This window comes from Enterococcus sp. AZ170 (assembly GCF_050545135.1).
GTDB classification, from domain to species: Bacteria; Bacillota; Bacilli; order Lactobacillales; family Enterococcaceae; genus Enterococcus_L; species Enterococcus_L ureilyticus.
The window spans coordinates 3164834-3185286 of the sequence record NZ_CP172947.1 but is presented as its reverse complement, the minus strand read 5'-3'; the positions used below and the strand labels follow the sequence as shown (position 1 = coordinate 3185286).

21 protein-coding genes are annotated in these 20453 nt (G+C 35.9%); 15 read left to right on the top strand and 6 right to left on the bottom strand.

Features of this window, described 5'->3' with window-relative positions:
• Positions 1-5: 5 nt before the first annotated feature.
• Genes IGJ55_RS15250 through IGJ55_RS15235 form a run of 4 tightly spaced genes read left to right on the top strand, consistent with a single transcriptional unit; the run spans position 6 to position 5352 of the window.
• Positions 6-1238: a metallophosphoesterase family protein gene (locus IGJ55_RS15250; protein ID WP_430606780.1), complete on the top strand. Its 1233-nt coding sequence runs from the start codon at positions 6-8 to the stop codon at positions 1236-1238.
• Complete coding sequence (locus IGJ55_RS15245) at positions 1235-3937, top strand: AAA family ATPase (RefSeq protein WP_430606779.1); 2703 nt, start codon at positions 1235-1237, stop codon at positions 3935-3937. The genes IGJ55_RS15250 and IGJ55_RS15245 overlap by 4 nt, the downstream gene beginning before the upstream one ends.
• Complete coding sequence (locus IGJ55_RS15240) at positions 3934-4878, top strand: 3'-5' exoribonuclease YhaM family protein (RefSeq protein ID WP_069640277.1); 945 nt, start codon at positions 3934-3936, stop codon at positions 4876-4878. Before IGJ55_RS15245 ends, IGJ55_RS15240 begins: the two co-directional genes overlap by 4 nt.
• 15 nt (positions 4879-4893) lie before the next feature.
• The gene (locus tag IGJ55_RS15235) at positions 4894-5352 is read left to right on the top strand and encodes an ASCH domain-containing protein (protein WP_429948466.1); all 459 of its coding nucleotides are present in this window, start codon (positions 4894-4896) and stop codon (positions 5350-5352) included.
• A gap of 49 nt (positions 5353-5401) precedes the next feature.
• Here the strand turns inward: IGJ55_RS15235 and IGJ55_RS15230 are convergent, their stop codons facing one another.
• The 3 genes from IGJ55_RS15230 to IGJ55_RS15220 all read right to left on the bottom strand — a co-directional run bounded on the left by IGJ55_RS15230 (position 5402) and on the right by IGJ55_RS15220 (position 7523).
• Positions 5402-6454, bottom strand: a complete 1053-nt coding sequence (locus IGJ55_RS15230) for a peptidylprolyl isomerase (protein WP_430606778.1) — start codon at positions 6452-6454, stop codon at positions 5402-5404.
• Positions 6455-6753: 299 nt separating this feature from the next.
• Positions 6754-7095, bottom strand: coding sequence for a YtxH domain-containing protein (locus IGJ55_RS15225; RefSeq protein WP_083244371.1), 342 nt, complete (start codon positions 7093-7095; stop codon positions 6754-6756).
• On the bottom strand, positions 7095-7523 hold the full coding sequence (locus tag IGJ55_RS15220) for an HIT family protein (RefSeq protein ID WP_430606777.1): 429 nt from the start codon (positions 7521-7523) through the stop codon (positions 7095-7097). The genes IGJ55_RS15225 and IGJ55_RS15220 overlap by 1 nt, the downstream gene beginning before the upstream one ends.
• Positions 7524-7659: 136 nt before the next feature.
• Between IGJ55_RS15220 and IGJ55_RS15215 the strand changes: the two genes are divergently transcribed.
• The 5 genes from IGJ55_RS15215 to trmB all read left to right on the top strand — a co-directional run bounded on the left by IGJ55_RS15215 (position 7660) and on the right by trmB (position 12133).
• Positions 7660-8397, top strand: coding sequence for an ABC transporter ATP-binding protein (locus IGJ55_RS15215; RefSeq protein ID WP_069640272.1), 738 nt, complete (start codon positions 7660-7662; stop codon positions 8395-8397).
• Position 8398: 1 nt separating this feature from the next.
• Positions 8399-9616, top strand: coding sequence for an ABC transporter permease (locus IGJ55_RS15210; RefSeq protein ID WP_430606776.1), 1218 nt, complete (start codon positions 8399-8401; stop codon positions 9614-9616).
• A gap of 2 nt (positions 9617-9618) precedes the next feature.
• On the top strand, positions 9619-10488 hold the full coding sequence (gene dat, locus IGJ55_RS15205; protein WP_207121502.1) for a D-amino-acid transaminase: 870 nt from the start codon (positions 9619-9621) through the stop codon (positions 10486-10488).
• Positions 10489-10592: 104 nt separating this feature from the next.
• Positions 10593-11372 carry a phosphotransferase family protein gene (locus tag IGJ55_RS15200; RefSeq protein ID WP_069640270.1) on the top strand — a complete coding sequence of 260 codons (780 nt, stop codon included), beginning with the start codon at positions 10593-10595 and terminating at the stop codon, positions 11370-11372.
• A 116-nt stretch (positions 11373-11488) separates the two neighbouring features.
• Complete coding sequence (gene trmB, locus IGJ55_RS15195) at positions 11489-12133, top strand: tRNA (guanosine(46)-N7)-methyltransferase TrmB (RefSeq protein WP_069640269.1); 645 nt, start codon at positions 11489-11491, stop codon at positions 12131-12133.
• Positions 12134-12287: 154 nt separating this feature from the next.
• Here the strand turns inward: trmB and IGJ55_RS15190 are convergent, their stop codons facing one another.
• Positions 12288-12629 (bottom strand): PepSY domain-containing protein, encoded by a 342-nt coding sequence (locus tag IGJ55_RS15190; protein WP_069640268.1) that lies wholly within the window; start codon positions 12627-12629, stop codon positions 12288-12290.
• 238 nt (positions 12630-12867) lie between these two features.
• Here IGJ55_RS15190 and pepA point away from each other — a divergent pair, with 238 nt between their 5' ends.
• From pepA to IGJ55_RS15160, 6 genes are all read left to right on the top strand, one after another.
• Positions 12868-13944, top strand: coding sequence for a glutamyl aminopeptidase (pepA, locus tag IGJ55_RS15185; RefSeq protein WP_069640440.1), 1077 nt, complete (start codon positions 12868-12870; stop codon positions 13942-13944).
• A gap of 9 nt (positions 13945-13953) precedes the next feature.
• Positions 13954-14268, top strand: coding sequence for a thioredoxin family protein (locus IGJ55_RS15180; protein WP_069640267.1), 315 nt, complete (start codon positions 13954-13956; stop codon positions 14266-14268).
• 64 nt (positions 14269-14332) lie between these two features.
• The gene (locus tag IGJ55_RS15175; protein WP_069640266.1) at positions 14333-14794 is read left to right on the top strand and encodes a universal stress protein; all 462 of its coding nucleotides are present in this window, start codon (positions 14333-14335) and stop codon (positions 14792-14794) included.
• Between the two features lie 131 nt (positions 14795-14925).
• On the top strand, positions 14926-15552 hold the full coding sequence (ytpR, locus tag IGJ55_RS15170) for a YtpR family tRNA-binding protein (protein WP_069640265.1): 627 nt from the start codon (positions 14926-14928) through the stop codon (positions 15550-15552).
• A gap of 334 nt (positions 15553-15886) precedes the next feature.
• The gene (locus tag IGJ55_RS15165; RefSeq protein WP_430606773.1) at positions 15887-16987 is read left to right on the top strand and encodes a YncE family protein; all 1101 of its coding nucleotides are present in this window, start codon (positions 15887-15889) and stop codon (positions 16985-16987) included.
• Between the two features lie 66 nt (positions 16988-17053).
• Entirely contained in the window at positions 17054-18394 is a 1341-nt protein-coding gene (locus IGJ55_RS15160; RefSeq protein WP_430606772.1) for a dihydrolipoyl dehydrogenase family protein, read from the top strand.
• A gap of 304 nt (positions 18395-18698) precedes the next feature.
• On the opposite strand, the gene IGJ55_RS15155 is transcribed toward IGJ55_RS15160, so the two are convergent.
• Together IGJ55_RS15155 and IGJ55_RS15150 are read right to left on the bottom strand one after the other, a co-directional pair.
• A complete protein-coding gene (locus tag IGJ55_RS15155) occupies positions 18699-19088 on the bottom strand; it encodes a hypothetical protein (protein WP_069640263.1) in 390 nt (129 codons plus the stop codon).
• Between the two features lie 162 nt (positions 19089-19250).
• The gene (locus tag IGJ55_RS15150) at positions 19251-19991 is read right to left on the bottom strand and encodes a tyrosine-protein phosphatase (RefSeq protein WP_430606770.1); all 741 of its coding nucleotides are present in this window, start codon (positions 19989-19991) and stop codon (positions 19251-19253) included.
• Positions 19992-20453 lie beyond the last annotated feature (462 nt).

Sequence of the window (20453 nt, the reverse complement as noted above, 5' to 3'; positions counted from 1 at the left end):
ATCTAATGAAAGTATTGCATACGGCAGATTTACATCTGGATCGGTCTTTTGAAGGCCTAAAAAATATACCCAAACAAATCGCTGAAAAATTACAGCAGGCAAACCATCAAGTAGTCACAGCGATTGTTGATATAGCGATTAAAAAACAGGTTGATGTAGTGATTTTTGCGGGGGATACTTTTCACCAAAGTCGGACATCGATCCGAACACAAGCCTATTTTATCGCTGAAATGAAGCGTTTGGAACAAGAGAAGATTCCTGTGATCATGGCATTTGGAAATCATGATTACTATGTTGCAGAGCGTTATTGGTTTGATTTTCCCAAGAATATGTTTCTTTTTCAAAAGGAGCAGGTAGAAACACATTATTTTATGACGAAAAATCAAGAAAAGATAGCCGTTTCAAGCTTTAGCTATGAACATCCGTGGATCAATGAGAATAAACTTTCTGAATTTCCAAGTAAAGATGCCACAGCAGATCTACATATTGGGATTTATCATGGTGATACCGTGAATAATGGAGTGCAAAATTATGCGCCATTTTCATTCAGTGAAATGAAGAGGAAGGGCTATGACTATTGGGCGTTAGGCCATATCCATCAACCTCAGGTGATGAGTGCAGACCCACTGATTGTCTACCCAGGAACACCGCAAGGTCATACTAAAAAAGAACGAACTGTTCAAGGTGTGGCGATTGTGTCTATCGAATCAGGCCATGCAACTGTTCATTTTGAAGCTGTAGCCAAGGTTAATTGGCAAAAGACTAAGTATTCACTGAGCCAGACTAGCAACTTACAAGAAGCCTTGAGTTTATTGGAGGAGCTTCTTGTGACAGAAAGTCTTGATCAAAAATCTGTTGTTTTAAAAGAAATCCAATTGACAGATACTGAGCAGCTCGGTGAAGAATTCCGGATATCTTATGGGAATGGAGAGTTACTTCATTATTTACAAACTACGTTGCTTCAGCGATCCAATCATTTCTTATTTTTATTCCAAATTGGATTATTGACTGAAGAGCTGGATGAAAAAGTAAGGATCACAGCGGATCCAGAGCTGTTGAAGCAACTAGAAAAAAATTATCTACAACCAGAAATCTTCTCAAATACATTGCAGGAATTAGTCCAAAATCCGTTATTTTCATCTGTAGTACAGCCAAATGAAGAGTGGCGTGAACGTAGTGTAGTACAAGCAGATCAGAAAATTAAAGCAGATTTCGTTATTGAGGAGGATCGCCTATGAAACTCATTGCAATAGAACTTGTTGGATTTGGTAAATGGCAGCAACATAAGATTGAATTTCAACCGAAAAATCAATTACTATTTGGAACAAATGAAGCAGGGAAATCAACGATTTATCAGTTTGTTCAAGCCATGTTTTTTGGTTTTCCTGCAAAAGGAAAAAAAAGAAAAGACTATCAACCAAAAAATGGCGGCGCTTATGGCGGTCGTTTATGGTTTGAGCATCCAGTTTATGGGAAAGTCCAAATTGAACGCTTCAAAGGGCAAAATAAAGGACAAGCAAAAGTCTATTTTAATGATCAAATCGGTGATGAAACCTTATTGGAAAAGATGCTCTATCCTTTGACCAAGGAGCTGTTTCAATCGGTTTTTACCTTTCAGCAAGAACAACTTAGCCATTTAGAAAAATTAAACGAAGAAGAATTGCAAACTTCGTTGCTTTCTTTAGGACTATCAGGAAGTCAGCAATTGTTGCTAAGTAGAGAAGCCTATTTTAAACAGGCTCAGATGATTTATAAAGGTAAAGGAAGTCAACCGCCGTTAAATCAAAAATTAAGTGAGTATCAACGTTTACAGCAACGGATCAATGAAAAAGAACAACAAGAGCGTCCGTTTCAACAACTGCTTGTAGAATTAGACACTACAGGGCAAAAAATAGCGGAGCAACGCCAAGCGTCACAAGAAATGAAGGATCAGTTGGCACGACTAGAAAAACAAGTCATGAATTTACCGTTGTATGAAGAATTACAAGCAATTGAACAGTCAAAAACAACGGCAGTGCTAACTCGTGAAGAAGAAGAACAATTGCTTTCTTTTTTTCAACAATATCGTTTTTTAAGTGAAGAATTGACGCGCTTAAATCAAAGTATTGCTACACAAAGCGAGACGCAAGATCAGACAGAGGATTATCAGTTTTATTTAAACGAAGAAGAACATATTCAACAACTACTGAATCAACGTTATGATATCGATAAATTACTTTCTGAAATCAGTTGGATGAGCCAATCCTTACAGCAAAATCAGCAAGAAATGCTTCCTTTAGAAAAACAATGGGGGTGGAGTCGAGAGAATCCGCCGCAGTTGTCTTTTGAAGAACAGGTTATAAATGAGATGAGAGAAGACATTATTACACGAACAGTTAAGCTACAGACCGCACAAACAGACTTGCGATTATTAGAAGAAGAAATTGTGACACGTGAAGAAAATTTAAGTACATTTGAAACGATCAATAAAGAAATGTTTCGCAAAAATTACCGACAAACCAATAAAAATATTAATCCACTTTTTTGTGGAGCTGGCGCACTTATTTTATTGTTGAGCTTCTTTTTACCTACTCCATTTCGTTACGGAACGTTTATCTTAAGTGCGGGCTGTATGATTGCAGGCGTCTGGCCATTGTTTTATCAGCCTAAGGATACTTACGAAAATGAAAAAAAACAGTGGCAAGAAAAATTATCTCAGTTGGATTATTTAAATGATCAGTTACTAAAAATAAGAGCAGATATCAAACAGATACGTAAAGAAGAGAAAGAAATGGCTCAATTTGTTGCAGAAAAAGTAAAAGAAAACCATTTAGGCCGAATGGATCAAGTTGAGTTTTGGTTGACTCATCGTTCAGACATTACTCGCTATTTGATTTTGCTCAATACCAATCAAGAACTTGAGCTTCAGTTGAAAGAAGATCAGAGACAGGTAACCAAATTAGCGGAGCAAACAGAACGTTATACAGCACATTTACCTATTGCGGGCACTTCTTTAGCAGAAAGAATCCGTGTGATCGGTAATTTTGCTGATAGAATGGAAAAAATCCGTTTTGCACAAGAGTATCAAGCAGATGCTTATACACGTCAGACGATTCGAGAAGTAAAGGAAAAACAACAGCAAGTACTGGATCAAAGTAAACCGTTGTTACAACGTTTCCAGATTGCTTCAATCAATGAGATTCCCAAAAAAGTTCAACGTTACCAAACAGCTTCAGCGAACCACAAACGAAAACAGGAACTAGAAACCATGTTGCTAGGGGTGTATCCTGAAGCTATTGAGCCGCAACAATTAACCGTAAGACAGCTCGAACTTTCACAAGAAATAAAAGCAATAGAAACGACCATCCAGCATCTACAAGAAAAAGAACAAGAACTTCTTTATCAAAAACAACAAATGCTGTCAGATGGAACGCTGGATGAATTGTATCAAGAACAAGCAATGTTAAAAACTGAAATCGAAGAACTAGCGTTGGAATGGTCAGGGAATCAATTAGCAGGTCAGTTACTGATGGATTTACTAACGGAGTTATCAGAAAAACAATTACCTAATCTATTAAAAAAGGCAACCGATTATTTTAAAATATTGACCCGAAATTCGTATCGTGAAATTCAACTACAAGAAGAACAGCTGATTGTCATTCGTAAGGATCATGAACGTTTTATGTTGCATGAATTGTCTACAGGTACAAGAGACCAAGTTGTGATGGCCGTTCGTTTTGCCTTTCTTTATCTTCAAGAGCAACGTAACTTATGTCCGATCATGATTGATGATGGCTGGCTACATTATGATAGTCAAAGAAAAGAACAATTAGCTCAATTATTTGCAGTATTTTCTGAACATCAGCAAGTCATCTGTTTTTCTTCTGACAAAGAAATGGTAAGCTATTATAAAGAGTTGAAACAACCAATTATGGAATTAGAAGGAGCAGAAGTATGAAAAAAATTCGTGAATTAACTGTCGATGAAACATTTGAATTATTTCTTTTGATCAAAAATGCGGATGTGCGTATCGCAAAAAATGGCAAAAAATTTATCGCTTTTACTTTCCAAGATACGTCAGGCACGATCGACGGGAAATACTGGGATGCTTCTGAAGAAGAAATCAGTCGTTTCGCAGCGGGAAATGTTATTCTTTTAAATGGGAAAAGAGAAGTCTATCAGGGCAATCCTCAAGTGAAGATCATCCATATGCGCGTGGCACGACCGGATGAACCTAGTCAACCAACTTTGTACATGGAACGGGCGCCACTAAAACGTGAAGATATGGTGGAAGAAATCAATCAAACAGTGTTTGAAATCACTAATGCTCATTGGCAGCGAATCGTTCGCTATTTACTCACACAATATCAAAAGGAATTTTTTGATTATCCAGCTGCGAAAAGGAACCATCATGCTTTTGCTAATGGTTTAGCCTATCACACTGTATCGATGCTACGTTTAGGCAAAGCAATCTGCAAGGAGTACAATGAATTAAATGCTGCATTACTTTATTCTGGCATCATTTTACATGATTTAGGCAAAGTAAAAGAACTTTCTGGTGCGATGACGACTGAATATACGTTATCAGGAAATTTGATTGGTCACTTGGTACTTGTAGATGAAGAAATAACAAAGGCGTGCATTGCTTTAAAAATCGATGAAAATGATGAAGATGTGATTGTGCTACGTCATATGGTTTTAGCTCATCATGGCTTATTAGAATACGGATCACCAGTTAGACCACGAATCATGGAAGCCGAAGTATTACATCAAATCGATAATATCGATGCTTCGATTCAAATGATGTTAGGCTCAGTTCGTCAAACTGAGCCAGGACAATATACAGATCGAATCTTTGGGCTAGACAATCGTAGCTTTTATGTACCCAAGAATATTTAAATGGATTAGGAGACAATGATGAATCAATCAGTGGTAGATTTATGGACACAATTTAAAAATCAATCTGAAATCACAGCGGATCATTATGAAGCTTGGGCCTTTGGCAACTCACCTGAAATGGCAGATGAATTGTTAGCCCATGTTCTTAAAGGCGAAAAGACAGGGACCTCTTCCCTGCACCTTTTATATGGACGAGACTTTGAAGACGAAAAATTACCCGAAGTTGGTGATTATAGTGTGCTGTTAGATGGAAATAACCAAGCACAAGCGATTATTCGTACGAAAGTAGTGGATATCTTGCCATATTCTCAACTATCAGAAGTACATGGTTATCTTGAAGGAGAAGGGGATCGAACATTGCGCTATTGGCGCAGTGTTCACCAACCTTTTTTTGAGCAAGCATTAGAGAAATATGATCTAACTTTTTCAGAGGATCTATTAATTGTTTATGAACTTTTTGAGTTAGTTTTTTAAAATAGTAGAACAAAAAAAGAGATGAAATCCATCTCTTTTTTTTGTTCTACTATTTAGAAGACTCTTCAGTTTTACTTGATGATTCTTCAGTTTTGCTTGAAGAATCTTTAGATTTTTCAGAGTCACTTGATTTAGATTCTTTTTCTTTAGAAGATGATTCTTTTTCTTCTTTCTTAGAAGAATCACTTGATTTAGCAGAATCTTTTGTTTCAACTAAACCAGCTAAGACATCTTTAAATGCGTCATCTTTGATTTTAACATTTGCTGCAGTTAACACTTCAGAAGTCACTTTTTGAACAAATTCTTGATCGTTTTGTTTAGCAGTTTCAGCAATTTTTGTTAGCTCTTTTTTGAATGGAGCCATGTCATTGCCTTTATCTTTATTTTTCACCATTTTTACGATAGTGAATGTTGATTGGTAACCAGTTGAATCAGTTGCTTGGATCGGTTCAGAAATTTCGCCGTCTTTTAATTTAAAAGCAGCTGTTTTAACAGCTTCAGGAATAGTTTCTGTTTGAGAATCAAATTTCACTTTACCGCCATCTTTTGCTGTTGTTGTATCTGTTGATTTATCCTTAGCGATTTTTGCGAAGTCGTCGCCGTTATCTAATTGTTTTTTGATTTCTTTTGCTTCGTCTTCAGTTGCGACTTGGATGATTTGTGCTTCTACTTCTGGGTGGAATGTTTCCCAAGCAGCTTTTAAATCTTCATCAGTGATTTTGATATGTGCTTTGATTCCAGCTTGGTATGCAAGACTTTGTTTGATTTGTTCTTTGTAGCTTTTCTCTGTAAGACCAGCTTGTTTTAGTTGATCTGCAAACACTCCGCCTTGCGCTTCGATGTTTTTCTTAGTCTCATCAAATTGAGCTTGGATATCTTTTTCTGAAACATCTTTACCATATTTTTGATCAAATACTTTATAGATGATCATTTGTTGAACGATTTGTTGACTTTGTTGACTTGATTTAGTTTGGTTAAAGAAATCATCAACAGTGATTGTTCCGCCTTTCATTGTTGCGATATCTTGTGAACCGCCTGTACAAGCAGCTAATGTAAAAATACTAAGTACACCTGCTGCAGCTAAGATTAGTTTTTTCTTCATTCTTTTTAGCACTCCTAAGTTTGTTTTATTTTTTATTATGTAGAAATTAATTCTCACGGTTATTACTATACCACACTATGTTTCATAAAAGAAATACGTAAACGATAGTTTCAAACAATTTTCGAATTTAGGACACAATTTCATCTATAAAAACGGTGGGTTTTAAGAAAGTTAGTCTAAAATACCTCTTTAGTTGATGAAATAAGCCACTCGATTTTATTTAAAAAAGATGGTTTTTTGAATTAAAACAAAAAAACGAGGATAAAATTTTAGGGATAATCATTTTATCCTCAGCTTTTTTAATCTTCTAATGGCATTTCTGGTAATTCCGATTGGATTTTTTCTACTTGCTCTTGGATTTGATCTAGTCTAGGCTCGGCTTGAAACATAAAGTTTTCAACATCACGGTTGATGCCGTCAATAAAAGGTTCAATGTACATGTCTGCTGTGGCCTGTAAAGCCTGTGCTGATTCTTTGAAATGGTCTAATTTTTCGGTAAAATCTTCTTTTAAATCAGACCACTCCTCTAGTTCGTCGACAAATTTTTGACGAGTATCTTTACCACTTCTAGGAGCAAAAAGTAAACCGCCAACACCGCCAACAAGTGCGCCAAATAAAATTCCTTTAGAAAATTTTCCCATTATTGTTCCACCTGCTTCATAATTTTTTCAGCTATTGCTTGCATTTCTTCACGAGAGTAGCTATCTTGATTGTTTCCAAAATGGATAGAGAAATCATCAGATTTCCCGAAACGTGGGATCAGATGAATATGAGAGTGGAAAACAGATTGATACGCTAATTCCTTATTATTGTTAATAATATTTAGTCCTTGCATCTCTGGAAAAGCTTTTTCAAGAGCTCGGGCAACTTTAGGAACTCGTGCAAAGACTTCACCAGCAAGTGCTGGCTCATAATCAAAGATATCTGTAACATGTTTTTTAGGAACAAGTAAAGTATGACCTTTCGTTACTTGAGTGATGTCTAAAAACGCATAAACCTCCTCATCTTCGTAAACTTTATAACTAGGAATGGCCTGATCGATGATCTGACAAAAAATACACTCTTTCATGGTTTCCCTTCTTTCTTTTAACTGTTTCTTTTACTTTACCATACCTTGAATTTTATTTGGGAGAAAAAGTTCATGAAACCTTCAAAAAGTTCGTGGTATAATAGATTCACGATAAAAATGAGTTGGAGGCAATGAGATGAGTTTAGTAATTGAACACTTAACAGGCGGCTATGGCCATATCCCTGTTTTAAAAGATATTAATTTTGAAGTTAAATCTGGTGAGATGGTCGGCTTGATCGGCTTGAATGGTGCTGGAAAGAGTACCACGATCAAGAATGTGATCGGATTATTGACACCGCAAAAAGGGAAAATTTCTATTGATGGCGAAACATTACGACAACAGCCAGAAAGTTATCGCAAAAAAATCGGTTATATTCCTGAAACACCTTCATTATATGAAGAATTAACCTTGAGAGAGCATATCGAAATTACTGCAATGGCTTATGATATTCCAATCGAAGAAGCATTCAAACGGGCAGATACCTTATTAAAAACATTCCGTTTGGAGAATAAATTAGATTGGTTTCCTGCTAATTTTTCAAAAGGAATGAAGCAAAAAGTAATGGTCTTATGTGCTTTTTTGATTGAACCTAGCTTGTATATTATTGATGAACCATTTTTAGGATTAGATCCGTTAGCGATTCACGCATTGTTGGAATTAATGGATGAAATGCGAAATCAAGGTGCTGCTATTTTGATGTCTACGCATATTTTAGCTACTGCTGAACGCTATTGCGATCGTTTCGTTGTTTTACATGATGGTCAGGTGCGAGCGGTTGGTTCCATGGAAGAGTTGCGTGAAGAGTTTAGTTTACCTGGTTCTTCTTTGGATGATATCTATATTGCATTAACAAAAGAAGAAAAGGTGGGTTGATATGTCTGGATTTTTTGGCATTCGTTTAGCACGCCATTTGAAGAAAATGATGAAGTATATGCGTTATGTTTTTAATGACCATTTTATTTTGGTGTGTGTCTTTTTACTAGGTGGCTTGGGTTTTTATTATTCTCAAGTGTTAAAAACCTTACCAGAAAATTTTGTCTGGGGCAGACCAATTATTGTGGTTCTATGGTTGGCATTGTTACAAATTGGGCGAATCGCTACCTTAGCTCAAGAGGCTGATAAAGTATTTATTTTACCGAAAGAGCCCGAGATGAACAGCTACTTGAATCGTGCCATGCGTTATTCTTTCTGGCTACCATTAGTGACGTTAATCTTGATGGGCGGGATGTCGATGCCGCTCGTGGTTGTCTCAACTGGTTGGGCATTCGCTACATTTTTCTACTTTATTGTGATGTTAGGGATTTTGAAAGCAAGTCATTTGCGTTTGCAAAAGTATGGGTTGTATCAAGTTTCCGCAAGAGTATATCAACAATGGTCAGTACTATGGTTGGTCACAAGCTTCATTACAATTGCACTTAGCTTGTATACATTGCCTCTAGCAGGACCAGTTGCCGCCTTGGTGCAGGCCGCGTTCTTTTATTTAGTATTGAAGAAAAAAGAACAATCACTCTCTTTAGATTGGGAGTCGATGGTGCAAACTGAAAAAAATCGAATGCATCGGATTTATCAGTTTATCCATTTATTTACAGATGTACCGGAAATTTCTAGCAGTGTGAAGCGTCGGAAGTTTCTTGATCCACTCGTGCATAAAATTAAGAAAAATAGCCAAAATACGTATTTATATCTGTATGCCCGTAGTTTTTTAAGAGGATCAGAGTACAGCGGACTATTTATTCGCTTAGTGTTGGTTGCTGGGGTGATTTTATTTTTCTTGAAAGAGTTTTGGATCTCATTGGGAGTATCAGTCCTGTTTGTTTATTTGATTGGCTTTCAGTTGATTCCAATCTATACACAGTTTGATTATATGGTGATGACTCATTTATATCCTGTCCCAAATGAACAAAAGAAACAAGCGGTGAGTAAACTTATGACAGTCTTGTTATTTGTAGCTGCTGCGTTGTTTAGTATTTTTGTTTTGATTGCCCTACCGGATTTGAAAGAAGGCTTATTAGTGGTCGGAGCTTTGATTATTGAAGTTCTCTTATTTGCTAAATTCTATGTTCCTTATCGTTTGAAGAAAATGGAGGTTTAATGATGCATATTTTATGGAATGATCAAATTGTTGAGCGTGGAGAAGTAAAAATCGATATAGAAGACCGTGGTTATCAATATGGTGATGGGCTATATGAAGTAGTTCGTGTTTATAATGGTCACCTGTACATGATGGAAGAACATTTAGATCGATTATGGAGTGGTGCAGAAAAAATCAGAATGCAATTGCCCTTTTCAAAAGAGAAATTAGCAACTAATTTAAAGAAACTGGTCGACATTGAAGGAATCCGTGAAGGGAAACTTTATTTCCAAGTAACACGCGGCGTCGACTCACCAAGAAATCATGCTCTACCTGATCCCAAAAAAGTCAGAGGGGTCTTAACAGCGAATATCAGACCATATGAACGTCCGCTGGAAAAAATGGAAACAGGCATCACAGTTGCGGTTGTTCCTGATACACGGTGGCTACATTGCGATATCAAGTCATTAAGTTTAATGGGCAATATATTGTCCTTGGATGAGGCTCGCCAAAAAGGATTTGATGATGCAGTACTGGTTCGTGATGGTAAAGTAACAGAAGCTTCAGCAGCGAATTTTTGGGTAGTGAAAGACGGGACTATCTATACACATCCAGACGGAAATTTGATTTTGCCTGGTATCACGAAAAAGAAAATTCTAGAACTGGCTAGAGAATTAGAAATTCCAGTTAAAGAAGAAGCTGTTTATGAAGAAGAGTTATTTAACGCGGATGAATGTTTCGTGTCTGGTTCATTAACAGAAATCGTGCCTGTCGTAAAAGTGAACGATCATATCGTAGGAACAGGAAAACCTGGCAAAATCACGAAACAACTATTAAATGCTTATATTGCAGGTGTTGAGGCAGTGTGTGGTACTTCAAAAAGTAACGAATAATGTTAAAAGAACAAGAGAGATGCTTGACGTTAAACGCTATGGAAGCTAAAATGATACTTACTGTAATAATTTATTAGAAGTTGTTAGGATAGGAGATAATTTCCATGGCATTTCAGTTGGATAAGGAATGGCGCTTGCAGCCAATAAAAGGCGCAACTGGCCAAACTTTCATGGGTATACGTGCGACTGAAAGAGTATTTATTAAACGAAATACTTCTCCTCTTTTGGCTGCATTGTCTAAAGAAGGAATTGCCCCTAAGCTAGTTTGGACAAAACGAACAGTGACAGGCGATATTTTAACAGCACAAGAATGGCTGGATGGTCAAGTACTGAAAGCCCAAGAAATCGGTCAAAGAAATGACGTTGTGGATGTCCTTTATCATTTACACCATTCGCATATGCTGAAAAGCATGCTGGAAAAAATCGGCGGTCAGATTCAAACACCTGCGATGATGCTTCAAGGGTATGATGAGAAATTGCCTAAAGAACTTCAAAATAATTCATATCTTGCTAGGGTGTATCACTACCTACAAGAAAATATACCAAATTATTCTATTCATAATTATATGGTCGTTCATGGTGATGTAAACCATCGCAATTGGATCGTCTCTAATAATTATTTGTATTTAGTTGATTGGGATTCAGTAATGATTGCTGATCCAGCTTTAGATTTGGGGATGTTGCTAGGACATTACGTTCCGCAGGGGAGCTGGAACAAATGGCTGTTGTCTTACGGTATGCGCCCAAGCGAGGAAGCTTTGACACGAATCAAATGGTATGCGTTATTTAATTTTCTACAAGAAATTCTCCGGCATCATCAATTAGGAGAAAGACGGGAAATGAATGCAGAAATTTTGAAGTTGAAACGAGCTTTTGGGTATTAAAGAGAGCGCATAGAGTGTCGGTCTATTCGTTACTTGAATAATAGAGGGCAGCGCAGAACGATCTTGGTTTTGTTCTACCCTCTTAAAATTTGTTATGAAGAAAGGAAACATAAAATATGCGAATGAGAAAAAGGCCTGGAGCCGCAGAACTGTTGGCTAGTCATCCTGAATTAGTTGTTGATGAGCCTGAAAAGTGGCAGGGACGTTGGGCAGAACGTTTTGGGAATACTCACCCAATCCATATCGAAATTGGTTCTGGCAAGGGACAATTTGTAGTAGGTATGGCAAAAGCACACCCAGAAATCAATTATATTGGGATTGACATGCAACTGAGTGTGCTTTCAATTGCTTTGGAAAAGGCCTTAGAAGAGGAATTGCCTAACTTACAATTACTTCATGTCAATGGAGAAGAATTGACGCAATATTTTGCTGAAAATGAAGTGGATCAAATTTACTTGAACTTCTCAGATCCATGGCCGAAAACTCGCCATGAAAAGCGTCGTTTAACATTTAAAACTTTTTTGGCGACAGATGAAGAAATTTTAAAACCAAATGGTGAAATTCATTTTAAAACGGATAATCGCGGATTGTTTGAATATTCATTGAGTAGTTTTTCAAAATATGGCATGATTTTGGAACAAGTTTGGCTGGATTTACATGCAAGCGACTATGAAGGCAATATTATGACAGAGTATGAAGAAAAATTTTCTGCTAAAGGTCAGCCGATTTATCGAGTTGAGGCAAGGTTTCAATCTAAATAATTTTAAAAAAAGGGTATATAGTCTGACAGATATGTCGTGCTATGTGGTCTTTTTTTTATTTTTCCCAAATATAAGCAATTAACTATAAAGACTAAAAAAGAACGATTGAAACCACATGTCGAGCAATGTGCTGGTTTCAATCATTCTTTTGCGTTTAATCCTTGATTCGCTTGACGTCGATCACAGTTCCTGTAAAGGCATCCGCAATAAACTCATATTGAACCATAACGCCATCTTCTAAACGTGAAATGCCACCATTATAGGTTTTTGAATGAACGGCAAATTTACGTAATGGTTTTTTCTCGAATTCGATCCATGAACCTTCAATTGGACCTTCTTGCAAAAAAGCCTCCTTGACGTTTTCTAAAACTAAATCCGCATCTAATGTTTTCTTTTTCTGATACCATAAAGTTGAAGCGATTCCGCTTATGATGCCAAGACTGACACCAAGCGCTAAGCCGCCTTTAAAATAGCTTAATTCATTTTCTTCATTCATGGGGAATAACCTCCGAGTATTTCAAATGGTTGCCAAATTTCATTAGCTTTATCTCTATTCTAACACATTGTATGAAAATATCGAAAAACAAAAAACGTGGGCAATTGAAAATTTTTGCGTTATAATGAATGTGAAATCATATGAAAGGAGTATCTGCCGTTTTTGTTTGAATCTCATGTTATTTTCAGCAAAAAAGAATGGTTGCTCCGAAGCAGGAGAATGGGCAGATAATACAACGATGGAAGAAAAAACTTTTCAACGCATCAAAGAGTTAACAGAACTACAAGGAACAAGCGGATTTGAAGATGATATTCGTGCCTATATGAAAAAAAATATGGCCCCATTAGTAGACGAGCTTCAATATGATGGTTTAGGTGGGATTTTTGGTCTAAAAAGAGCGAAAGAACAAGATGCACCACGCGTCATGGTTGCCGCTCACATGGACGAAGTTGGCTTTATGTTGACACAAATCAAAGACAATGGCTTATTTCAGGTTGTTCCCTTAGGCGGTTGGAACCCTTATGTGGTATCCGCACAGCGCTTTACTTTAAAAACAAGTAAAGGCAATTATCCATGTATTTCTTCTTCAGTACCGCCGCATTTATTACGTGGCACAAGCGGTCAAAAACAGCTAGAGGTAGCTGATGTGTTATTTGATGCTGGTTTTGAATCAAAAGAAGAAGCGGAAAGCTTTGGTGTGCGCCCTGGTGATTCAATCGTGCCGCAAACCGAAACAATCAAAACAGCTAACGGTAAAAATATTATCAGTAAATCTTGGGATAACCGCTATGGTTGTACCTTAGTATTAGAAGCATTAGAAGCGTTGCAAAATGAACAATTAGGCCATACGTTGATTGCTGGTGCTAACGTTCAAGAAGAAGTTGGTTTACGTGGTTCGAAACCTTCTGTTCATAAATTTAATCCAGATTTATTCTTCGCGGTAGATTGTTCTGCGGCAGATGATATCCAAACGAAAAAAGGCACATACGGTCATTTAGGTGAAGGAACATTATTACGTATTTACGATCCAGGAATGATCACATTACCTCGTGTACGTGAATATTTATTAGACACAGCAGCAACACATAACATCCCTTACCAATATTTTGTGTCTAAAGGTGGAACGGATGCAGGTGCGGCTCATACAACAAACAATGGTGTACCAAGTACCGTGATTGGGGTTTGTGGACGTTATATCCATACTCATCAAACGATGTTCAATATCAAAGACTTTGAGGCAGCACGTGAAATGCTGATCCAAGTGCTAAAAGGTCTAGATAAAACAACCGTTAATACGATCATTTACGGAAAGTAGGGATGGTTTATGATTATTCCAACATCTTATGAAGAGCTTGCGGGCTATGTATCAGAAGGAAAAAGCGTCTTTTTCTTTACGGCAGATTGGTGCGGGGATTGCCGCTATATCAAGCCGGTAATGCCAGAAATCGAAGCTGAATTTTCCGCGTTTCGTTTTATTGAGGTAGACCGTGATAAGTTTATGGAGCTTGCTTCTGAGTGGACTATTTTTGGGATCCCAAGTTTTGTTGTGACAGACCAAGGGAAAGAGTTAGGCCGTTTAGTCAATAAAGACCGTAAAACGAAAGAAGAAATCGTAACCTTTTTAAAAAGTGTCAGTTAAGTTTAGACTCAACAATAACGAGCCGATTCAAGAGATAAAATAAAACAATCGGGAGATGGATACGATGTTAACACAAACATATAAAACTATTTTAGTTGGTGTAGATGGCAGTGAGCAAGGGAAGTTAGCCTATCAACAAGCAATTGAAGTCGCTAAACGAAACAGTGGTCGTGTGATTGTCGCTCATGTTATAGAAAATAAAGTCTATACAATGATGGGTTATTCTTCTTTGAATGATAGTTTGTTAGATCAAGAAACAGAAAATGCTAAAGAACTACTGGATGACTGTAAAGCATATGCTAAAAGCATTGATTTTTCTCAGATTGAACCTGTTGTAACGTATGGTTCAGCAAAAGAAGTGATGTGCCAAGACTTACCTGAAAAATATGCTGTTGATTTGATCATGGTTGGTCAGTCAGGGTTAAATGCCGTAGAGCGTTTAATGATGGGAAGTGTCAGTAGTTATATCATCCGCCATGCACCATGTGATGTGTTGATTGTTCATCCTGAAGCAAATAAAAAATAACTATCGAAGATAAAATTGGTGAAGCAAAGCGTAACCGTTTTGTTTCATTTTTTTGTTAAGACAGAACAGAAGATATAGTATATTATAAGAGAGTATCTTGAAAAATGATAAAAATGGAGTGAATTTGAAAAATGATTTTTGCTTATAACAAGGAACATGTCGGCGATGTCTTGATGGTCATCGTAGCAGATGATAAAGGACAAGAAAATCGTGTGGAACGAAAAGGAAATGTGGCAAGGGTTAGCTTGCTTGAAGACGGGCAAGTCGTTGCTTGGAACATATTTGAAGTATCCACCATATTAGGTGAAATTGAAGGCAGCGGTCAAATAGAATTGACCGAAGAACAAGTGACTAAATTAAACGAGGAACTTGCTAAAACAGGTTTTTCTGAAACAGTAGCTACTGAAAATGAGCCTAAAATCGTGATCGGTTTTGTAAAATCATGCAAAAAGCATCCTGATTCTGATCATTTATCAATCACTCAAACAGAAGTAGATAATGGTACAGTCTTACAAATCGTTTGTGGAGCGCCGAATATCAAAGCAGGGCAAAAAGTCGTAGTAGCCAAACCTGGTGCAATGATGCCAGATGGCTTGATGATCTGGCCTGGCGTATTACGCGGTGTGGAAAGTTTTGGCATGATCTGCTCAGCTGGAGAATTACGTTTACCGGATGCACCTACGAAAAAAGGGATTTTAGAATTACCTTTTGATGCAGTAGTTGGCGAAGCATTTCCAGTAGGAAATAAACGTGCCTAATTATAGTTATTATTTTTTAGGGACTGGAAGAAAACACATTTTGTTTTCTTCCAGTCCCTGTTTATTTATGCTGATTGTACGTTTTGATTTAATTATGCTGGATCTATCGTTTCAATTTCTAATAATGTGTATGTATTGTCCCTACTCAATATATTTAAGTAAAAAAATACTTGAACAATAAATAAAGAAATGTTTTATGGTACAGATGAGTCTTTCTAAAAAGTGATGACATTTGATTTGCAACTTATCATTTTTTTACATAGAATGAAAGAAATGAAAGAATTGTAGAGCATTTGGAAATGGAGGAGATTTTATTCAGACTCGATTTAAGGAAATGATATTGTTTCTTTTATGCATAACTATTTTTTCTGGTTGTTCTAAAATCAATAAAGAACATGACTCGACAGGATCAACAAAAATAGATAAACAAGGAAAAGTGATGACCAATGTAACACCTGCTATTTATAAAACTTACGAACAACAGGCTGAAGCGATCATCGAATATTCAGAATTGTATAATTTAGCTGTCGAATCCCAAAAGGGAAAAAAAGAGGATGGTATGTATGTGATACCAGGGTTACTTAGTACAACAACACTTGAAAATGATCAGACAAAAACAATCGTTGAATGCGATTTTATGACACCACAAGGAGTCACCATGGCAGGCGATTACATACTTATTTCTTCTTATTGTCATGAACATAAACATAATTCAGTTTTTTATGTGTTGGATAAGAATACTCATCAGTATATAAAAACAGTGGTTCTTGAAGGTTACCCCCATGTCGGAGGGATCACATATGATCCGATTGCAAAAAATGTCTGGGTTTGTGCTCGCCATAAAGATCGAGCAGAAATTGTTGCAATTCCGATGGACAGTATAGAAAACTATGTATTAAAAAATACGCTTCAACCAATCAAGTACACACAACGAGTAGAATTACCACAAGTAAAAAGGGCGTCAGTCATTACGTATTCAAATAAAAATATATATGTCGGCTATTTTGATAGTCAATCAGATGGCAAGTTAGAACAGTACCCTGTAGATGAAAGAGGGAAAATGACAGGGCAATTGGCTTCGGAGCAAGTAATCCACACAACTATGGATACAGATAAAAGCAAAACAAATAAAACAATCGTTAAAGAGTTACAAGGGATTACGTTTGTTGAAGATAAACTAGTTGTTACTCAATCTTATGGTGCGTTCAAAAATTCTAAATTACTACTATTTAATTATGATACAAACAAAAAAAGTTTTTTAGATAATGATATAGAGAAGGTGGTTGATCTACCAGCTCATGCAGAACAAGTATCAGCATGTGAAGGACAAATATATGCGATTTTTGAGTCTGCTGCTAAACCTTATCGAGAAAACGAAAAAGTGTGGGTTGATCGAGTTTTAAGGATCGATACCAAAAAATTGCTTCAAGAATAATAAAATCACTAAAAGAGAATGTTTATCAGTAAAGAGCTAAAATTAACTAGATGGGAAAGTGAGCATATGACAAAATCGTATGATGTGATTGTTATTGGAAGTGGGTTAAGTGGTTTGACGATTGCTTACGGACTAAATAAAAAAGGGTTGAGTGTTGCTATTGTCGAAGCTAACAAGTTTGGTGGTGCGGTTGCAAACTACGGTAGTACTCGAAAAAAAGAGTTGGTTGCTTTTGCAGAGCTAAAACTTACTGCACAGCAACTAGCCAAAACAGGTGCGGTAAATGAACTAACGCCCAACTGGCAGTCAGCTATGACCTATATAGATTCACTCGAGAACACTGAATCACTAGAGCATGAAACAGCATTGCGAAAGGCTGGAATCGATACAATTTATGGAGAAGCAATATTTGTGGATGAGCATCATATTGAAGTAGCTGGCACTCAATATGAAGGGGAAAAATTTGTGATAGCAACAGGTGCAAAAAGTAGAACATTACAAATTGAAGGTAGCGACTATTTAAAAGACAGTACTGATTTTTTGACGCAAAAAGAATTGCCGAAGAAAGTAATTTTTATCGGGGCTGGGATTATCGCATTCGCCTTTATGACCATTGCTGAAGCTTTCGATACAGAAGTAACTGTACTTCAGCATGATGAGCGAGCCTTAGCTGCCTTTGACCAAGAACTTGTTTATAAACTGATTGAGTTGAATAAAAGTCGTGGAATAAACTATCATTTTGATGAACAGCTTATTGCAGTAAAAAAAAATCAAGACAATTATAGTGCCATAACGGCTAAAGGTATCGAGTATCAAGCGGATGCTATTTATTGTGTTGCTGGTAGAATACCAAATATATCTGATTTAGGAATTGAAAGGATCGGGATTGAAACAGATCAACACGGTATTGTCGTCGATGAGTATCTAACAACCAACATATCAACTATATATGCATGTGGAGATTGTAGTAACACTCCTGTACCAAAACTAGCTACATATGCAGTTTGGGAGGCAGACTATTTAGTCGAACATTTGACCGGAGATGGGCTGAAAAACATAGACTATCCATTATCAGTGATGTCCACCTTTAGTCAACCTAAATTAGCCCAAGTAGGCATCTCAATTTCCCACGCCAAAGAAAATCAAGAGCTATATAGCGTTGAAACGATCGATATGACTGATTGGCTAGAATATAAAAAAAATAATGACGCTATTGCGTTAGTAAAAGTTATATATCAGAAAAGTGATAATAGAATAGTTGGTGCAACTAGCTTAAGTAATCAAGCGGATTTGTTTATTAATTATTTTACGATGGCATTGCATGCGGGATGGACTAAAGAAGAGCTGAAAAAAATTATTTTTGCTTACCCATCATTAGCGAATGATGTGTTAAGAGCGTATCATTAAAATAATATGGAAAAATAGATGTGAGTGAAGGAAATTCAAAGATTGAATTAAGTACGATAATCTTTGGATTTCCTTCACTTTTCAGTGAGGAGAATAACAAGATGAATGCTAGCGTGTACGTGTATCTAAGGAGATCAGGTTGATTGTGCTGTAGTAAAAATGCACTATGCAGGTACCTTTTTTTATTATCAAGATTTACGACTATCTATATCAGCCTTGACAATAGTTGGTATTCATAGAAAAACTTATTAACAGGAATTGCTTTGTTACGATTACGACGAAAAAATTAAAAATCATAACATTGTTATTTTTTTCTGTTTTTTTCCATATAGTCAATCGTTGTAGGGATTATTTTCTGAACATATAACCAGATAATCAAAAAAAATATACTAGGAAATACTAAATTTACTACTGTATGGAGAGTAGCGTTTGTAATGAAAATATTTATAATCCCAGTTATGTAGCAACTGCAATAAAAGGTTAGTGCAATATTTTTAAACTTTAAAATTTTCAATTTAGTAGATTCACTTATTTTTTTTTTATACTTTAGTTCATAATTATCAGTGTTTATCAACAATGTAATCATCGTACCAAAGACACCTATTTTAGCTGTTTTATCTGCTAACAATAAGATATATGCAAGAACAAAAATAATTGGAATATATGAAATGATGTCTTTTAATTCTTCCTTCACTTTATAACCATCCGTTCGCTAGCAGATCTTTTTTATGGGGAGTACATTAATTAAAACGAGGATGAGACATTTTCCTATGACTTAAGCAACTCGAATAAGTGGTGGAAACAGAAACAACTATCTCAACCTCGTTTTATGAGATAGATTATGTTCAACAACTAGCTAAACAATAAATTTTTTTCTGAATTGATCTACATAATCAGTATCTAGTTTTAATCCCTTAAGTAAATAATTGTCAAAAGAACCAAAATGCTCTTCTAAAACTTTTTTTGCATGACATAAATACGTTTTATCAACATTTAAAGCAAGTTCCAAAGCGTTTAGTTGTTGTTCAGTAAGTTTGCTTTTCAGTGAGTCAATGATTTGTTTATTTGCTGATTTTCTAGATTCATTTGTTTTTAGATAATCGTCCATGATACTTTGATCAGAGGCACCAGCTATTTTTAAAATAAGAGCAGCTGCAAATCCAGTACGATCCTTCCCGGCAAAACAATGAAATAAAATAGGTTGATTGTCTTCTAAAATTTCCGTAAGAAACTTACTATAACCAGACAGTGCAGAAGCACTGACTACAAGTTCCTCATAGGTTTCAAACATCGCTTTTTCGACGTCACTTTGGTCAATATTTAACATTCCTTGTAAAGAAGCGATGCTAGATGAATCCTCAGATGCTAATATATCAATATTCTCTATTGTAATGTTGTTCATATCCATATCTGGCTGCTCTGAAATTTCTGTTTTGTTTCTAAAATCATAGACCTTTTTGATTCTACAATCGTCCTCTAAAAATAGAATATCTTTTTTCTCTAATCCAACTAACTGACCACTTCGATAGAAATATCCTTCTTTTAAAGTTCCTGTAGGTACGGTAATGCCACCTATATCTCTTAAATTTGTTATCATAGTAAACACCTTTCTACATAATTTGTATATGTAATAATACTCTCGATATTTGTGGATGTAAAATAAATAGACAGATGAAATAGTTAATAGCAGAGACTCTTTATAAAAAATTAATATTTTATTTTTATAGAAGTAAGATGAGTGTTAATTTTCATTTTTTTAAAATATATTTAAAAAAACAAATGTTGATTGGTGATGAAACTCCTTTGGTATCCGTCGTTTTTATGATGAAAACAGTTATTTTGAAATTAAATTAAAAATATTATAAAATTAAATATTAATATTGAATAGTTAGTTAATCAGATGATACTCTAAAAATCTAGGAAAGAGAAAACTTCATTTCATGATGTGATAATTAAATAACGAGTGTCCGGTTTTTATAATTTTTAAAGATAATGTATAATCTGAAATGTTTGATGCGAAATAAGATTTTCAATAACGTTTTAATAGTGAGTAGATTTT

What these genes read in the sequence shown, in the direction of transcription:
- IGJ55_RS15250 (WP_430606780.1), top strand. Translation starts at nt 6, where the DNA reads ATGAAAGTATTGCATACGGCAGATTTACATCTGGATCGGTCTTTTGAA.
- trmB (WP_069640269.1), top strand. Translation starts at nt 11,489, where the DNA reads ATGCGAATGAGAAAAAGGCCTGGAGCCGCAGAACTGTTGGCTAGTCAT.
- IGJ55_RS15150 (WP_430606770.1), bottom strand. Translation starts at nt 19,991, where the DNA reads ATGATAACAAATTTAAGAGATATAGGTGGCATTACCGTACCTACAGGA.
- IGJ55_RS15160 (WP_430606772.1), top strand. Translation starts at nt 17,054, where the DNA reads ATGACAAAATCGTATGATGTGATTGTTATTGGAAGTGGGTTAAGTGGT.
- IGJ55_RS15240 (WP_069640277.1), top strand. Translation starts at nt 3,934, where the DNA reads ATGAAAAAAATTCGTGAATTAACTGTCGATGAAACATTTGAATTATTT.
- IGJ55_RS15220 (WP_430606777.1), bottom strand. Translation starts at nt 7,523, where the DNA reads ATGAAAGAGTGTATTTTTTGTCAGATCATCGATCAGGCCATTCCTAGT.
- pepA (WP_069640440.1), top strand. Translation starts at nt 12,868, where the DNA reads ATGGAAGAAAAAACTTTTCAACGCATCAAAGAGTTAACAGAACTACAA.
- IGJ55_RS15165 (WP_430606773.1), top strand. Translation starts at nt 15,887, where the DNA reads ATGATATTGTTTCTTTTATGCATAACTATTTTTTCTGGTTGTTCTAAA.
- IGJ55_RS15230 (WP_430606778.1), bottom strand. Translation starts at nt 6,454, where the DNA reads ATGAAGAAAAAACTAATCTTAGCTGCAGCAGGTGTACTTAGTATTTTT.
- IGJ55_RS15215 (WP_069640272.1), top strand. Translation starts at nt 7,660, where the DNA reads ATGAGTTTAGTAATTGAACACTTAACAGGCGGCTATGGCCATATCCCT.
- IGJ55_RS15180 (WP_069640267.1), top strand. Translation starts at nt 13,954, where the DNA reads ATGATTATTCCAACATCTTATGAAGAGCTTGCGGGCTATGTATCAGAA.
- IGJ55_RS15245 (WP_430606779.1), top strand. Translation starts at nt 1,235, where the DNA reads ATGAAACTCATTGCAATAGAACTTGTTGGATTTGGTAAATGGCAGCAA.
- IGJ55_RS15190 (WP_069640268.1), bottom strand. Translation starts at nt 12,629, where the DNA reads ATGAATGAAGAAAATGAATTAAGCTATTTTAAAGGCGGCTTAGCGCTT.
- IGJ55_RS15235 (WP_429948466.1), top strand. Translation starts at nt 4,894, where the DNA reads ATGATGAATCAATCAGTGGTAGATTTATGGACACAATTTAAAAATCAA.
- IGJ55_RS15210 (WP_430606776.1), top strand. Translation starts at nt 8,399, where the DNA reads ATGTCTGGATTTTTTGGCATTCGTTTAGCACGCCATTTGAAGAAAATG.
- IGJ55_RS15175 (WP_069640266.1), top strand. Translation starts at nt 14,333, where the DNA reads ATGTTAACACAAACATATAAAACTATTTTAGTTGGTGTAGATGGCAGT.
- IGJ55_RS15200 (WP_069640270.1), top strand. Translation starts at nt 10,593, where the DNA reads ATGGCATTTCAGTTGGATAAGGAATGGCGCTTGCAGCCAATAAAAGGC.
- ytpR (WP_069640265.1), top strand. Translation starts at nt 14,926, where the DNA reads ATGATTTTTGCTTATAACAAGGAACATGTCGGCGATGTCTTGATGGTC.
- IGJ55_RS15225 (WP_083244371.1), bottom strand. Translation starts at nt 7,095, where the DNA reads ATGGGAAAATTTTCTAAAGGAATTTTATTTGGCGCACTTGTTGGCGGT.
- dat (WP_207121502.1), top strand. Translation starts at nt 9,619, where the DNA reads ATGCATATTTTATGGAATGATCAAATTGTTGAGCGTGGAGAAGTAAAA.